The 15,496-nt window shown below is 71.2% G+C and carries 15 protein-coding genes; 9 read left to right on the top strand and 6 right to left on the bottom strand.

From position 1 onward, the window contains the following. On the top strand, positions 1–1,275 hold a 1,275-nt coding region (locus VGZ23_10815; GenBank protein HEV2358085.1), incomplete at its 5' end, for a M28 family metallopeptidase. A 22-nt stretch (positions 1,276–1,297) separates the two neighbouring features. Here VGZ23_10815 and VGZ23_10810 read toward each other — a convergent pair. Further along, the gene (locus VGZ23_10810) at positions 1,298–1,918 is read right to left on the bottom strand and encodes a nucleoside-diphosphate kinase (GenBank protein HEV2358084.1); all 621 of its coding nucleotides are present in this window, start codon (positions 1,916–1,918) and stop codon (positions 1,298–1,300) included. 35 nt (positions 1,919–1,953) lie between these two features. Then, positions 1,954–3,582 carry a gamma-glutamyltransferase gene (gene ggt, locus VGZ23_10805; GenBank protein HEV2358083.1) on the bottom strand — a complete coding sequence of 543 codons (1,629 nt, stop codon included), beginning with the start codon at positions 3,580–3,582 and terminating at the stop codon, positions 1,954–1,956. Between the two features lie 145 nt (positions 3,583–3,727). Between ggt and VGZ23_10800 the strand changes: the two genes are divergently transcribed. Beyond that, positions 3,728–4,966, top strand: a complete 1,239-nt coding sequence (locus VGZ23_10800; GenBank protein HEV2358082.1) for a hypothetical protein — start codon at positions 3,728–3,730, stop codon at positions 4,964–4,966. Beyond that, positions 4,963–5,664, top strand: coding sequence for an A/G-specific adenine glycosylase (locus tag VGZ23_10795; protein ID HEV2358081.1), 702 nt, complete (start codon positions 4,963–4,965; stop codon positions 5,662–5,664). The genes VGZ23_10800 and VGZ23_10795 overlap by 4 nt, the downstream gene beginning before the upstream one ends. On the opposite strand, the gene VGZ23_10790 is transcribed toward VGZ23_10795, so the two are convergent. Then, positions 5,612–6,382: an enoyl-ACP reductase gene (locus VGZ23_10790; protein ID HEV2358080.1), complete on the bottom strand. Its 771-nt coding sequence runs from the start codon at positions 6,380–6,382 to the stop codon at positions 5,612–5,614. The two genes, VGZ23_10795 and VGZ23_10790, sit on opposite strands and share 53 nt — an antisense overlap. Beyond that, positions 6,379–7,182, bottom strand: a complete 804-nt coding sequence (nth, locus tag VGZ23_10785) for an endonuclease III (GenBank protein ID HEV2358079.1) — start codon at positions 7,180–7,182, stop codon at positions 6,379–6,381. The genes VGZ23_10790 and nth overlap by 4 nt, the downstream gene beginning before the upstream one ends. A 111-nt stretch (positions 7,183–7,293) precedes the next feature. Here nth and VGZ23_10780 point away from each other — a divergent pair, with 111 nt between their 5' ends. Beyond that, on the top strand, positions 7,294–8,391 hold the full coding sequence (locus tag VGZ23_10780) for a Xaa-Pro peptidase family protein (protein HEV2358078.1): 1,098 nt from the start codon (positions 7,294–7,296) through the stop codon (positions 8,389–8,391). Positions 8,392–8,412: 21 nt separating this feature from the next. On the opposite strand, the gene VGZ23_10775 is transcribed toward VGZ23_10780, so the two are convergent. Together VGZ23_10775 and VGZ23_10770 are read right to left on the bottom strand one after the other, a co-directional pair. Then, the gene (locus VGZ23_10775; GenBank protein HEV2358077.1) at positions 8,413–8,607 is read right to left on the bottom strand and encodes a hypothetical protein; all 195 of its coding nucleotides are present in this window, start codon (positions 8,605–8,607) and stop codon (positions 8,413–8,415) included. Between the two features lie 234 nt (positions 8,608–8,841). Next, entirely contained in the window at positions 8,842–9,693 is an 852-nt protein-coding gene (locus tag VGZ23_10770) for an inositol monophosphatase family protein (GenBank protein ID HEV2358076.1), read from the bottom strand. A 113-nt stretch (positions 9,694–9,806) separates the two neighbouring features. Here VGZ23_10770 and VGZ23_10765 point away from each other — a divergent pair, with 113 nt between their 5' ends. The 5 genes from VGZ23_10765 to VGZ23_10745 form a co-directional block, all read left to right on the top strand. Continuing rightward, positions 9,807–11,171: a CBS domain-containing protein gene (locus VGZ23_10765; protein ID HEV2358075.1), complete on the top strand. Its 1,365-nt coding sequence runs from the start codon at positions 9,807–9,809 to the stop codon at positions 11,169–11,171. Continuing rightward, positions 11,168–12,442, top strand: a complete 1,275-nt coding sequence (locus VGZ23_10760) for an Nramp family divalent metal transporter (protein HEV2358074.1) — start codon at positions 11,168–11,170, stop codon at positions 12,440–12,442. The genes VGZ23_10765 and VGZ23_10760 overlap by 4 nt, the downstream gene beginning before the upstream one ends. Before the next feature lie 115 nt (positions 12,443–12,557). Further along, entirely contained in the window at positions 12,558–13,622 is a 1,065-nt protein-coding gene (locus tag VGZ23_10755; protein ID HEV2358073.1) for a threonine/serine dehydratase, read from the top strand. After that, a complete protein-coding gene (locus tag VGZ23_10750; GenBank protein HEV2358072.1) occupies positions 13,619–14,608 on the top strand; it encodes a uroporphyrinogen decarboxylase family protein in 990 nt (329 codons plus the stop codon). Before VGZ23_10755 ends, VGZ23_10750 begins: the two co-directional genes overlap by 4 nt. Positions 14,609–14,666: 58 nt before the next feature. After that, positions 14,667–15,496, top strand: an 830-nt coding sequence (locus VGZ23_10745; protein ID HEV2358071.1) for an aconitase family protein, incomplete at its 3' end; no start/stop codon positions are given.

Genomic DNA, 15,496 nt, shown 5'->3' with positions numbered 1-15,496 from the left:
GTCATGGTGCTGGCCGCGACGCTGGTGACCGGCGGGCCGCCCGGCGGGGTGCGCGCCGCCGCGCCGGCGACCGGCGCGCCGCCGTTGCTGGCCCGCGTCTCCGGCGAGCGTGCCTACCGGCACGTGCTCGCGCTGTCGCAGAAAATCGGACCGCACCCGGCCGGCACGCCGGAGGACCGCGCGTCCGGCGAGTACATTGCCGCGCAGCTCACGCGGGACGGTTACGGGGTCGACTGGCAGCCCTTCACGTTCCCGTACTTTGCGGTGCGGCACGTCGCGCTCACGGTTCCCGACGGACCGGCGCTGCATCCGACGGTGATGGAGTACTCACCGTCGACCGGGGAGCAGGGGCTGACCGCTGAGGTTGTGGACGCCGGTCTCGGCCGTCCCGGCGACTTCGGAGGCCAGACGGCGGCGGGCGCCGGCCTGCGGGGGAAGATCGTGCTCGTGCGGCGCGGCGAGTTGACCTTCCGGCAGAAGGCCGAGAACGCAGCCGACGCCGGCGCCGCGGCCCTCATCGTATACAATTCGCGGCCAAACGAGTTTGCCGGAACCCTCGGCCAGGCGGTCCGGATTCCGGTGGTGTCGCTCTCGGGCCAGGAAGGTCAGACGCTTCTCGACCGCGTGCGGGCGGCCCGTGCCGTCGTCCACCTCGACGTGCAGACCGTCAGTGAGCGGCGCACGACCTGGAACATCGTCGGCACGAAGCCCGCCGCCCATGGGGCGGCGGGCCCGGCCGCCGGCAAGATCCTCGTCGTCGGCGCGCACCGCGATACCGTGGCCGGCGCCCCGGGAGCCAACGACAACACCTCGGGTGTCGCGTCGGTGCTCGAGATCGCCGAGGTGGTGAAGAACGTGCCGCTCGGAGTCGCCGTCCGCTTCGTCTTCTTCGGGGCCGAGGAAGACGGGCTGTACGGATCGGCCGAGTACGTCGCGCACCTCGACAAGCGCCCGATCATCGGGATGGTCAATCTCGACATGGAGGGTGTCGGCGACCGGCTCATCCTCGCCGGCCGGGGCGACGACGTGCTCGTGCGGACGGCCTCGCGCCTCGCCGGGGAGCTCGGCATCCGCGCCGAGGTTCGGAGCGCCGAGGGCGGCAGCGACCACGTGAACTTCGAGCGGGCCGGGGTTCCCGTCGTGTTCCTGTTCCGGCCCGACGACCCGTACTACGATACGCCACGCGACACCGTGGACCGCGTGTCCCCCGCGCTCCTCGCGGCGTCGACGCGCCTGGCGCTGGCGACGGCCCTCGCGGCGGCCGGGATGAAGTAGGGCGCCCGGCGGAGCCGGCTCTCTAGAAGGTCCCCGCCGAGCCCTCCGGCGGCCCGAACATCGCGGTCTCGTCGGCGCGCGAGTACGCGTGGACGTCGTCGGGTACAAACCACAGGCCGATCTCGTGCGCCGCTTCCTCGACGGTGCCCGAGGCGTGGATGAGGTTGCGGACCGGCCGCTGCTCCTCGTTGGCCACGGTGGGCGCGTCGACCGCGAAGTCTCCGCGGATCGTGCCGGGTGCAGCGAACACGGGCAGCGTCGCGCCGACGAGTTTACGCGTCACGCTGACCGCGTGGACGCCTTCGAACACCGCCGCGATGATCGGCGCCGTCTGCATGAACTCGATCAGCCAGCCCCGCACGCGCCGCCCGATCTCGAGCGGGTCGTCCGTCCCCATTCGCGCGCGGACGTCCCACCCGTACGTCTCGAAGGCCTCCTTGGTCTTGCCCCCGATTGTCCGGACCCACTCATCGCCCGACGGATAATGACGCTCGAGCGTCGCGCGGTCGGCGTGGAGCATCCGCAGCGCGACGATCTTGAGGCCGGCGCGTTCCAGCCGCCCGAGGATCTCCCCGATGAGCGCCCGCTGAACGCCGTCCGGCTTGATGAGGATCAACGTGCGTTCGTGCCTGACTCCGGTCATCGTCGCCTCCGCGAGGGTACGTCTCCGGCGCGCGCCTAGCGCCCGATCGCGCAGCCGTCCGCGCGCGGGTCCGATCCGCCGGCGTAGACGCCGCGCTCCGCGTCCACCTGGATCGCCTGGACGCCGCCGATGCCCGGCCGCGGGGTGATCACGCGATGGCCGCGCCGCCGCAGCCCGTCGTAGGTCTCCTCGGGAAACCCCGCCTCCATCCGCAGTTCGTAGGGGGAGGCGACGGTGTGCGGGTCCGTGGCCGGGAAACTGAACCACCGCGGCCGTTCGACCGCTTCCTGCACATTCATGCCGTACGCGATGACGTTCATCAACACCTGGAGATCCCACGGCGCCTGCGCGTCGCCGCCCCGGGTCGCCCACGCGAGAACCGGACGGCCGCCCCGGGTGGCGATCAACGGCATCAGCGTGTGCATCGTCCGCTTGCCGGGCGCGAGCCGATTGGGATGGCCGGGCACCAGGCTGAAGCCGCGGCCGGCGCGATTGTTCAGCAGGATGCCCGTGCCGTCGACGACCTCCCCGCAGCCGAACGACGAGGAGATGCTGGTGATCCAGGACACGACGTTGCCGTGGCGGTCGGCCACGGCGAATGCGGTCGTGTCCCCGGCGGCCTCCGGCAGCCCCCCGGACGGCGCCGCCTCGGCCGCCCGCGCCGGGTCGATCGCGCGGCGGCGCGTCTGCCCGTACGCGGGATCGAGGAGACGGCCGAGGGGAGTCGCGACGAACCGCGGGTCGCCGGCGTAGGCCAGGCGGTCCGCAAACGCGAGCTTCTTGGCCTCCACCATGACGTGCACCGCGTCCGCCGATCCCCAGGGCACCGCCGCGAAATCGTCGTCGCGCAGGATGTTGAGGATTTCCAGCAGCACGAACCCCTGGGACGGCGGCGGGGTCGTGTGCACCACGAGGTCGCGGTAGGCGGTGCGCACCGGTTCCGCGAACTCGGAGCGATGCCCGGCCAAGTCCTCACGGCTCATGAGCCCGCCGTGCTCGCGCACATACCCGGCGATCCGCTCCGCGAGCGGCCCTTCGTACAGCGCGCGCGGCCCTTCGTCGGCAATGAGATGGAGCGAGCGCGCAAGGTCCTGCTGCACGAGCACCTCGCCGACCGCCGGCGGCCGCCCGTGGGGCAGAAATACCCGGGCCGTCGACGGGTAGCGCTCCAGGACGTCCTGCGACTCCGCGAACCACGACGCCAGCCGCTCGCTGACTGGGAATCCCGATTCCGCGTAGTGGATCGCCGGTTTGAGCAGCCGGCCGAGCGTCGATTGGCCGCCGCCCCAGCGCTCGAGGGCGGCGGCCGTCGCATCGACGGCGCCCGGCACGGACGGCGACAGCATCCCCCGCAGCGGCATCGTGGCATGGCCACGGGCCGCGAACCATTCGGGCGTCGCGGCCTTCGGCGCCGCGCCGCTGCCGAGCAGCGTCGTGACGGTCCCGGAGGCCGCTTCGTAGTACGTCGCAAACGTGTCGCCGCCGAGGCCGGTCATCATCGGCAACACGACTCCAAGGACTCCGGCGACGGCAACCGCGGCCTCGACGGCGTTGCCGTCGTGCTCGAGGACGTGCAGGCCGGCCACCGTCGCCAACGGATGATCGGTGGCGACCATCCCGCGCCGCGCCAGCACGACGCTCCGTCCCTGTGTACTCGCCGTCATCTCACGCTCCCGTCCGCGCGCTGTGGGGCACGTCCGGCGCGGTGAGATCTCCCGAACTTCGTCACCATATGTATTTGACCGCTGCGCGCCCGATCACCTCGCGGGCCGAAGGGAAGCGGCGTCTCCTGCGCCAATCCTGTGTGCCGTGCGCGCGCCGGCCCATTCCCCCGCCACGTGGTATCGTTGGGCGGGCGCAGCCGTCTCCGCCGCCGTCGCCGTGGCGATGACCGGTCCGGCCGTAGGGCCGTCGAGTTCCGCCGCCGTCGCGCCGGCCGTGATTCGCGCCCCGGTGCTGGTCGCGCGGGGCGCGACGAGCGACGCCACCGCCTCGAACAACGAGGTCAAGTTGCTGCGCACGCGCGACGGGCTGGTGGCCGCCTACGCCGGGGACGCGGGTGGTACCCAGGTGCTGCTGGCCGCTTCCCGGGACGGCGGCGGGCACTGGGTCCCCCTCGGTCAGGCGAGCGACGGGCCGGTCGCCTCGCGCCTGGCCGCGCTCGCGGCCGACGCGGCGGGACGGGTGCACGTCGTCTGGACGCGCTACGACGACGGGGTCGGTAAAGTCTACTATCGGGAATGGGCCCCGTCTGCGCGGGGCGGTCCAGCCGGCGGATGGCTCGCGCCGCAGCGCCGTATCTCGCCCGAGGGCCTCTACGCCGGGTATCCGGCGGTGGCGCTCGACCGCGCGGGCCGTCCCCGCGTCGTCTGGTACGGGATCCGCGCCGGTCCGACGCCCGCGCCGACCCGCCACGGCTCGATCTACGAAATCCTCTCCACCGAATACGACGGCCGCACGTGGTCGCCTCCGGTCCTCGTGTCGACCGGCGTGCCCGATTCCATCAACCCCGCGCTCGCCTCGGACTTCACCGGCCGCCTGCACGCCGTATGGTACCAATATGACGGCCGCGTCTATCAGGTTCGCTACGCGGCGTACGGGGCCGGATGGGGAGCGCCCGAGGGCGTCTCCCGTACCCCGAGCGACGAGTTCAATCCGGATGTGGCCGTCGACGCCCGGGGCGGCCTCGCGCTCGTGTGGGAGCAGCACGAAGCGCAGGCGTCCGTGATCGACTACGCGCGCCGCGCGGGCGGGGCCTGGAGCGAGCCGGTCGCGGTGTCGGCCGCCGGCGGGCGCGTGTCGGTCTTTCATCCTTCGGTCGCCTCCGACGCGTCCGGCGCGACCTGGACCGCGTGGGACTCCGACGACGGACAGATCTACGCGCGCCGCTACAAGGGCGGCTGGGGCCCGATCCTGCGCCTCACCGCGGACGGCGGGAATACGTTCCCCGGCGTGTTGTCGGACGCCGGCGCGCTCGACGTCATCTGGACGCATACGGGTCCCGCCGGCTCGTCGGTCTATTTCGCCCGGGTCACGGCACGGCCGTGAAGGCGGTCGAGGCCGGCGCATCCGCGCGCCGGGCATTCAGCCGGCGGCTGCTCGCATGGTACCGGCGTCACGGCCGCGATCTCCCCTGGCGGCGGACGCGGGATCCCTACCGGGTCCTCGTCTCCGAGGTGATGTTGCAGCAAACCCAGGTGTCGCGGGTAATTCCGAAGTACCGCGAATGGCTGCGCCGCTATCCATCGCTGGAGGCACTGGCCGCGGCGCCGGCGGGCGAGGTGCGGGAGGCCTGGTATCCGCTCGGCTACAACATCCGGCCGCGGCGGCTGCAGACGATCGCGCGCATCGTCGTGCGCCGGCACGGCGGCCGGCTGCCCGGGACGCGGGACGGGCTGCTGTCGCTTGCGGGTATCGGGGCCTACACGGCGGGCGCGGTCTTGAGTTTCGCCTTCGGCCGGGATGCGGCGGTTCTCGACACCAACGTGCGGCGCGTCCTGCGCCGGGTGTGGGTGGGGGACCACCGGCGCGTTGGCGACCGGGCGCTCTGGGATCTCGCGGAGCGGCTGCTGCCTCGAGGACGGGCGTACGACTTCAATCAGGCATTGATGGATCTCGGCGCCACCGTCTGCACCGCGCGCCGGCCCCGATGCGATGCCTGTCCGCTGGCCGGGATGTGCGCGTCCTACCCGCTTACAGCCCCGTCGCGTGGTATCCGCAGTCCACGAACAGCACCTCGCCCGTGATGCCGCGCGCGAGCGGACTCGCCAGGAACACGGCGGCGTCGGCGACCTCGTCGGGGTCGGTGTTGCGGCGGAGCGGGGCGCGCTCCTTCATCACGTCGAGGATCCGGCTGAACCCCTGGATGGCGCGCGCCGATGCGGTCTTGATCGGACCCGCGGAGACGGCGTTGACGCGAAAGCCGCGCGGGCCGAGGTCGGCCGCGAGGTAGCGCACGCTCGCCTCGAGCGCCGCCTTGGCGACGCCCATGACGTTGTAGTTTGGCATCACACGCGTCGAGCCGATGTAGGTGAGCGTAATCAGTCCGGCGCCGGGCCGCAGCACCGGCAGTAGATGGTGCGCGACGGCGACGAACGAATACGCGCTGACGTCCAGGGCCGTGCCGAATCCGGCCCGCGACGTGTCCACGAACGCGCCCCCGAGGTCCTCGCGGTTGGCAAACGCGACGGCGTGCACCACGGCGTCGAGCCCGACGCCGTCCGCAGCGAGCGTCTGCGCGAGCGCCGCGAGCGCCCCGTCCTGGGTCACGTCGCACGGCAGGACGCGCGCACCGTCCAACGTCCCGGCGAGCGCCCGGACGTCGTCCTCCTGCCGCCCGCCCTGGAACGTGAAGACGAGCCGGGCGCCTTCACGGGCGAACGCCCGCGCGACCGCCCAGGCGATGCTCCACCGGTTGGCGACGCCCATCACCAGCGCCGTCCGATCCGCGAGCAGTCCGCTCATCGGGATGCCCTCCGCGCGATCGCGGCCGGCGTTCGCCCCGACCGCTTCTCGTGATGATTCACGGCGGGGCGCCGCCCGCGGGCGCGGCGCGCCCCGCGGACGGGGCGGGCCATCCAGGGGGGCGCGCCGAGGTAGCGGGCCGACGGACACAGGTCGCGCAGCGGACAGGCCGGGCACTTCGGCCGGATCGCCGTGCAGATCTCGCGGCCGAAGAAGATGAGCCGCAGGGAAAAGGCGCTCCACTCCTCGGGCGGGATCAAGGCGCCGACGTCCGGCTCGATCTTGTCAGGGTCATCGTGGGCCGTCAGCGCAAGCCGCCGGGAGAGCCGCCGCACGTGGGTGTCCACCACAACGCCCGGGACCCCGGACGCGCCGAGGACGACGTTGGCGGTCTTGCGGCCGACGCCCGGCAGCGCGACGAGCTCCTCCATCGTTCGCGGCACCTCGCCGCCGCGCCGCTCGAGCAGCGCGCGCGCGCACGTCTGGATCGCCCGCGCCTTGGCGTGAAAAAAGCCGGTGCTGTGGATCATCGCTTCGAGTTCGCTCCGACGCGCGCCGGCATAGTCGGCGGCGGTCCGGTAGCGCCGGAACAGCGCCGGGGTCACGCGGTTCACCTGCGCGTCGGTCGACTGGGCGGAGAGAATGGTGGCGATCAACAGCTCGAGCCGGTTGCGGTGGTGGAGCGGAATCTTCGCGCGCGGGTACCGCGCGGCGAGGCGCGCCGCGATCTCCCGCGCGCGCCGGACACGCGCGGCGGCGGTTTCTCTCGGGGGGGCTGCGGAAGGGGCTCGGCACGTCACGCCCACCGATGTACCGTAGCGCCGTCCCCTCTGTCAAGGCGCCCGCGTCGGGCCGGCAGGACTGCGGTGCGCGGCCGTGGGAGATCGGGGCGACGAAGGGGGTGGGTGCGCATGGACTACGGCGGGCGGACGGAACGCGTCAGGCGGCTCATGAAGGAGCAGCAAATGGACCTCCTCGCGGTCGCCCCGGGGGACGATCTTCGTTACCTCCTGGGTTACTCGCCGACCGCGGACGAGCGGCCGTGCTACCTGTTGGTGGCCGCGGGAGGCAGCGCGTTTGTGGTGCCGAGCCTGAACGCGGCGCAGGCGGAGCAGTACGTCCGCGCGCCGACGTTCACCTACACGGACGCGGAAGGCCCGGCCCGCGCCGTCGCCGCCTCCGGCGCGGAGATCGGCGAACGCGCGCCGCGCCGGCTGGGCGTCGGCGACACCATGCGGGCCGACTTCGTCCTCACGCTGCAGGCGGCGTATCCGGATGCCCGTCTCGCGCTCGGCTCCGAGGTGCTGGCGCCGGTGCGGATGCGCAAGGACGCGGACGAGATCGAGGCGCTCAAACAGTCGAGCCGGCACGCCGACCGGGCCGTCCGGGACGTGTGGGGCGCCTGCCGCGCCGGCGTGTCGGAACGCGAACTGGCCGACGTCGCCGCGGTCTCGTTTCGGCGATCCGGGTCGGAGGAAGTGTTGTTCACGGGCATCGCGTTGGGTCCAAACGGCGCGTTCCCGCATCACCACCCGACCGACCGCCGCTTCGCGCCGGGGGACTCCGTCGTGATCGACGTCGGCGGCCGCCTGAACGGATATGCTTCCGACATCACCCGGGTCGCGTCCCTCGGCGCGCCGCCGGCGCGGTACCGGCAGGTGCATGCCGTCGTGGACGAAGCGGTGCAGACGGCGATCGCCGTGATCAAGCCGGGGGTGCCGCTCAAGCAGGTCGATCTCGCCGCGCGCGGGGTCATCGAGCGCGCGGGCTTCGGGCAGTACTTCGTCCACCGGGTCGGGCACGGCCTCGGGGTCTCGGGCCACGAGCTCCCGAGCGTGACGCACGAAAACGCGATGCCGATCGGTGAAGGGTTCGTTTTTTCGGTGGAGCCGGGAATCTATCTCCCCGGCGAGTTCGGCGTGCGCCTGGAGGAAATCGTCTACGTGGACGGCGCGGGCGCGCACGCGCTCAGCGCGCTCGCGCGGGACGTGCACATCGCGGACGCCTGACGGCGGGCCGCGTCCGGGCGCTTAGGCGACCGGGACGGGTTCCCGGAGCAGCCGTTCGGCGGGATCGGCAGCCGGGCAGAGGCGCATCTCGACGGGATGCAGATGGCCGTCGATGCCGCTGTTATGCCGGAGGCAGTAGCGGGCGACGATTTCCCTCCCCGCGTTGGGAAACACCACGGTCTCGTGACCACACTCCGGGCACTGATAGACGGCCATCGCTCTCCCTCCACCCGACTCCGTCCCTCGAACCGATCTACCCACCCGCGGAAGGCGGTAGACATCGCCGGCCTCCCGGGCGATCCTCCCGGCCGTGGAAATGGGCGAAGGCCGGCCGGGTGAACGGCTCCATCCTACACGGTCCGGGGCCGGGGAGGGAGAGGACTGTCCCCAATCTTTTCTTACGTCACATCAGAGGTGCTAGCACCACGCGCGGGTCATGAACGAAGGCGCTCAATCGAGTCCGCTGCCGCCGCGGGCGAGGACGGCGATCGTCGCGTCGTGGAGGGCGCCGTTTGTCGCCACCAACTGTCCGGCGTCTCCGGTGGCGGGCACCGGGCGTCCCCGAAGATCGCTGATCCGCCCGCCGGCCTCCTCGACCATGAGCATGCCGGCGGCGAAGTCCCAGGCCTTCGGCCCGATCTCCCAGTAGCCGTCGAGATGGCCCGCGGCCACCGCGGCGAGGGCCAGCGCCGCCGATCCGAGTGAGCGGACGATCGCGGCCTCCAGGCGAACGTCGACGAAGTGGTCGAGGTTGACGCGCGTCTCGGTGACGTCGTGCGGGAAGCCCGTGGCGAAGGCGGCGTCCCGCAGACTCGCGACCGCCGACACGTGGAGCCGCCGCCACGGGATGAGGTCGTCCCACCCGGCGGGGTCGGTCGGCAGGTCGGCCAAAAATGCGGAGAACGCCCCCCGGCCGCGCTCCGCGGCGTACACTTCGCCGAGCATCGGGTTCATGATCACGCCGAGTGTGAGGCCGGCCGGCTCCTCGTGCAAGGCGAGGCTCGTGGCAAACCACGGTATGCCGCGCGCGTAATTGGACGTGCCGTCGAGCGGATCGACGAGCCACGTGTGCGCCCCCCGGCCGCGCCGTCCGCCTTCCTCGCCGAGGATCGCGTGCGATGGGTAGGCCTCTTGAAGGATGCCGACGATCGTGTCTTCGGCCGCACGGTCGGCCTCGGTGACGGGGTCGTTGCGGCCCTTGTAATCGACCCGCTCGAGGCGCCGGAAAAAGCGGCGCTGCACGCCGGCCGCGGCATGCGCGGCACGCAGGGCGGTCACGACGGTGGGAGACAATGCCGGCATGAGCGTCTGTACCTTCGACGTGCAGGAGCGAACTCCGGCACGACCGAACCACCTCGAGGCGTCCTTCCCACGGACGCCGCCGCACCGCCCAACGCCGCCGCCGCGAGCGTGCCATGCTCTACCTGAGCCAGATCATCGGCAAGCCGGTGTATGACGCCTCGGGCGACGCGTTCGACCGGGTCGCCGACCTCGTGATCTACCACGGCACCGAAAAATTTCCCAAGATCACCGGGATTCTCTTGCGCGGCGACCACAGCCGCGTCGCGATCATTCCGTGGGACGCGGTCGCCGAGTTTCTGACCACCGCCATCCGGCTGCGGGTCGAGCGGCGGCATCTCTCGCCGCGGCCGCTGCAACCGGACGAAGTCCTCCTGCGCGACAACATCTTCGACAGCCAGGTCGTGGACACCGACGACCTGAAGGTCGTGCGCGTCAACGACATCGAGCTGCGCCGGATCGGCTCGGAACTCCGCGTCGTCGGCGCGGACGTCGGGACGCGGTCGCTGCTCCGGCGGCTCGGGCTCGAACCGCTCGTCGCCGGCGCGTTCGAGCGCTTCGGCCGGCCGCTGCCGCAGGGCGTGATCCCGTGGAACCTCGTGGCGGTGCTCGGCGGCACCATGACGCCCCTTAAGCTGACCATCTCGCGGGAGAAACTGAAGCACATCCACCCCGCCGACCTCGCGGACCTCCTGGAAGAGCTCGACCGCGACGAGCGGGTCGAGATGATGACCGCGCTCGCCGACGAGACCGCCGCCGACGTCCTCGAAGAGGCCGAGCCGGAGGTGCAGACCGCCGTGATCCAGGAGCTGCCGAGGGAGCGGGCGGCCGACGTGCTCGAGGAGATGGCTCCGGACGAGGCCGCGGACGTCCTCGGGGAGCTCCCGGAAGCGCGGGCCGACGAGCTGATCTCGCTGATGGAAGAGGACAAGGCGGAAGAAGTCAGCCGCCTGCTCCAGTATCCGCCGGAGACGGCCGCCGGGAAGATGACGACGGAGTTCATCGCCCTGGCGGAGACGATGACGGTCGAGCAGGTGCTGGCGCGGCTCCGCGAGACCAAGCCCGACGACGAGTCCATCTACTATCTCTACGTGGTCGACGCCCAGGAGCGGCTCGCCGGCGTCCTCTCGATCCGGTCGCTCCTGGTGTCGCCGCCGGAGACGCCGATCTCGCAACTGATGCGCACCGAGGTATTCTACGTCCCGCCGGACGCCAGCGTCGACGACGTCGCCGGGGCTCTCGTCAAGTACGACCTGCTGGCCGTGCCGGTCGTCGAGCCTGCGGGGCGGCTCGTGGGCATCGTCACCGTCGACGACCTGATCGACATTCTGGTCGAGACGTACGGGCCCCGGAAGCTCGGCGGCGGCGTCGACCTTCTGCGGCGCAAGGCATCCCGCGAGTCCGCCGCCACGCCGGGGTCGCGCCCGCCGGGGGGCGACCCCGGCGTGGGCGGGGCAGGCGGGCCGCAGCCGTCCGGATGAATTTCTCGCTTCCGATCCTGAGGCGCGCCGGCCGGGCGGCGGCGATGAGCCGGCTGGCGATGTTTTTCGCGATCATGGGCCCGGGCATCATCACACAGAACGTCGACAACGACGCCGGCGGCATCACCACGTACTCGCTGGCCGGCGCCAACTTCGGGTACGCGCTGCTCTGGACGATGATCCCGGTGACGATCGCGCTCTATGTCATCCAGGAGATGGCGTCCCGGCTGGGGGTGGTCACGGGCAAGGGGCTCGCCGACCTGATCCGCGAACGGTTCGGCGTCAGAACCACGGTGTGGGTCATGCTGGTGCTGCTCGCCGCCGACTTCGGCAACACCCTCGCCGAGTTCTCGGGGCTCGCCGCCGGCGGGGAGATCTTCGGCGTCTCGAAGTACGTCTTCGTCCCGATCGGCGCGCTGACGGTATGGCTGCTCGTCGTCCGGGGCACCTATCGGTCGGTCGAGCGGATCTTCCTCGGCGCGAGCGCGTTCTACGTGGCCTACGTCGTGTCCGGCATTCTGGCGCGGCCGGACTGGGGCGTCGTGTTGCGCGCGTCGGTGGTGCCCACGTTCAGCTTCCAGGCCGCCTATCTGCTGATGTTCGTCGGCGTGATCGGCACGACGATCGCGCCGTGGATGCAGTTCTACCTGCAGTCGACCGTCGTCGAAAAGGGCATCACGGTCAAGGACTACGGGTACACGCGGACGGATGTCTTCATCGGCTCGTTGATGACCGACATCGTCGCCTGGTTCATCATTGTTGCCTGCGGCGCGACGATCTTCGCCCACCACATCCACGTCGAGACCGTCAAGGACGCGGCGCTCGCGCTCGTTCCGCTCGCCGGCCGGTACGCGGCGGCGCTGTTCGCGCTCGGCCTCATCAACGCGTCGCTATTCTCCGCGTCCGTGCTGCCGCTGGCGACCTCCCATTACGTGTGCGAGTCGCTCGGGTTCGAAGCGGGCGTCGACCGCACGATGCGCCAGGCACCCGTGTTCTACGGCATCTACATCGCCCTCATCGTCGGGGCGTGCATCATCGTCCTGCTCCCCAACGCCCCGTTGCTGCAGATCCTGTTTCTGTCACAGGTCGCGAACGGCATCCTGCTGCCGTTCATCCTCGTGTTCATGCTCCTGCTCGTCAACCAGAAGCGGCTGATGGGCGCCTACACCAACTCGGTGGCGTTCAACGTCATCGCGTGGGTGACCACGGTGGCGATGATCATCCTGACCCTCGCGCTCGTGGCGACGCAGATCTTCCCGTTCGGCGGGTAGTCCCGCATCGGTGTCGCGGGACGGGTAGTCCCGCATCGGTGTCGCGGGGCGGCTGAGCCCCGCCGTCGGGGCGGGCCGCAAGGGGCCGCCGGGCCGGACCGCCAACACCTCCCCTATGGCGACCGATCAGCTCGAGGGTCTGTGGACCGGTCCCGTCCCCGCGATCGAGGACGTCTTCGCCGCGCGGCGGGTCATCGCCCCGCACCTGTATCGCACGCCGCTCGTGCCCGCCCCCGCGCTCGACCGGATCCTCGGCGCGCGCGTCTACGTGAAGTGCGAGAACGTGCTGCCGACGGGGGCGTTCAAGGTCCGGGGCGGCATCAATCTCGTCAGCCGGCTTGCGCCGGAGGAGCGCCGCCGCGGCGTGATCACGGCGAGCACCGGCAACCACGGCCAATCGATCGCCTATGCCGCGAGCCTTTTCGGCGTCCCCGCGATCATCGGCGCGCCGGAGGGCGCGAATCCGCTCAAAGTCGCGGCGATGCGGGCGCTCGGCGCGGAAGTGGTGCTGCGCGGCCGCGACTTCGACGAGGCCCGGGAATGGGTCGAGCGCACGGCCGCCGCCGAGGGGTACCGGTACGTCCACTCCGCCAACGAGCCGCTCTTGATCGCGGGGGTCGGGACGCTGAGCCTGGAGGTCATGGAAGACCTGCCCGAGGTCGACGTCATTATCGCGCCGGTCGGCGCCGGCAGCGGGGCGTGCGGGCACTGCATCACGGCGAAGGCGCTGTCCTCGCGGGTGCGGGTGATCGGGGTGCAGGCGGAAGGCGCCCCGCCGGTGTATCGGACCCTCACCGAGGGCCGGATGGTCCACCTCGACCGCATGGAGACGTTCGCCGAGGGCATCGCCACCCGCGTGCCGTTCGCGCTGCCGGTGACGATCATGCGCCGGCTCCTCGACGAGATCGTCCTCGTCACGGACGAGGAATTGCGGCGCGCGATCCTCCTGCTCGGCGAGGCCGTCCGGCAGACGGCGGAAGGGGCGGGCGCCGCGGCGACCGCGGCGGCGCTGCGGCTCCGGGAGCGCCTGCGCGGCAAGACGGTCGTGCTGGTGCTGAGCGGAGGCAACATCCCGGTAGAGGTGCTCGGCGAGTTCTACGCGGACCGGTCACGCGTCGCGGCGGTGTCCGCGCTGCTGCGCGGCCCCGGGCCGGCCGCGATGGGGAGTGGAGACGCATGACGCATCGCGAGCGGATCGAGGCGGCGGTGGCCGGGACCCGGCCGGATCGGGTGCCCGCCGCGCTGTGGCGGCACTTCCCCGAGCACGACCAGAAGGCCGAGCGGCTCGTCGACGCCCACGTCGCGTTCTACCGCGCCTACGATCCGGATCTCTTGAAGGTGACCCCGGCCAGCGGCTATTACGGCGACGACTGGGGGTTGCGGGCGGGCTACAAGCCGAACCGTGAAGGGGTCCGGTCGATCAGCGACCGTCCGATCAAGAAGCCGCCGGACTGGGGGCGCCTCCGGCGCCTCGACACGAGTCACGGCGTCTACGGGCGCGAAACCCACGTCATCCGGCTGGTCGCCGAGGCGGTCGGACGCGACGTGCACGTGCTGGAAACCGTGTTCAGCCCGCTCAGCATCGCGCGCACGCTCGCGGGAGAACAGGCTGCGGTGCGGTACCTGCGCGAGGACGCCGACGCCCTCCACGAAGGCCTGGAGATCATCACGGACGTCCAGGCGGCGTTCATCCGCGAGATCCTGTCCGCGGGCGCCGATGGGGTGTTCTTCTCCACGCAGATGGCGACGACCGACCTGCTGACCCGTGAAGAGTATGAAGAATTCGGACGGCCCTACGATCTGCGCATGCTGGACGCGGCGGCCGGCTCGCTCGTCTTCCTGCACCTCCACGGGGTCAACGTGATGTTCGATCTGTTCGACGATTACCCGATTCAGATTTTGAACTGGCACGCGCGGGAGACGGCGCCCACGATCGCGGAAGCGCGGCGGCGGGCGACGGTGTGCCTGGCGGGCGGCCTCGACGCCTGGAACACGCTGGCCAAGGGCACGCCCGACGACGTGGCGGCGCAGGTCCGCGACGCGATCGCCCAAACCGGCGGACGCGGCCACATCGTCACCACGGGCTGCGTCATGCCCATCGACACGCCGGATGCCAACATCCGCGCCGCGCTCGCGGCGGCCCGCGAGACCGAGTCCCCGTCCTAGTCGCGGCGCGCGGGTATCTTCATATAATGAAGGCGGGGGTTGGGCGAGGAGCGGAGCGATGGGCGAGAACGTGACGCGGAAGATCCTCAAGGAACATCTCGTGGACGGCCGGATGACGGCGGGTGAGGAGATCGGCATCAAAATCGACGAGATCCTCATCCAGGACATCACGGGCACCGCCGCGATGATGCACTTCGAAGCCATGCAGCTGCACCGCGTCCGTTGCAAGGTGGCGTGCTGCTACGGCGACCACAACGTGCTTCAGGTGAGCGAGGAGAACACCGAGGACCACGTCTACCTCGCCTCGGCCGCGCGAAAGTACGGCATCTGGTGGGCGAAACCAGGCGCGGGGATCGGCCACCAAATCCAGCAGGAGCATTTCGCGGCCCCCGGCGACACGGCGCTCGGCGCGGACAGCCATACGCCGCACATCGGCGGGATGGGCGTCTACGCGATGGGCGCCGGCGGGCTGGACGTCGCCGTGGCGATGGGCGGCGGTCCATACTATCTCGGCATGCCGGCCGTGGTGCGGGTGCAGCTGACCGGCCGCCTCAGGCCGTGGTCGACCGCCAAAGACGTGATCCTCGAGATGCTGCGCCGGCTCACCGCAAGCGGCGGGTTCGGCAAGGTCTTCGAGTACAGCGGCCCCGGGGTCACGACGCTGAACGTCCAGCAGCGCATCACGATCTGCAACATGGGCGCGGAGCTCGGCGCGACGACCTCGATGTTCCCCTCCGACGCCGCGACGCGGGACTACCTCCGGACGATCGGCCGCGGAGACGCCTGGCGCGAGGTGCTGCCCGATCTGGACGCCGCGTACGACGAGTCGCTGGAAGTGGACCTCGGCGCGATCGAGCCGCTCGTCGCCATGCCGAGCAACCCCGACAA

Source organism: bacterium (assembly GCA_035945995.1).
In the GTDB taxonomy this organism is placed as follows: domain Bacteria; phylum Sysuimicrobiota; class Sysuimicrobiia; order Sysuimicrobiales; family Segetimicrobiaceae; genus DASSJF01.
Note: the sequence above shows the minus strand (reverse complement) of the source record. Positions and strands in the feature narration are given on the sequence as shown.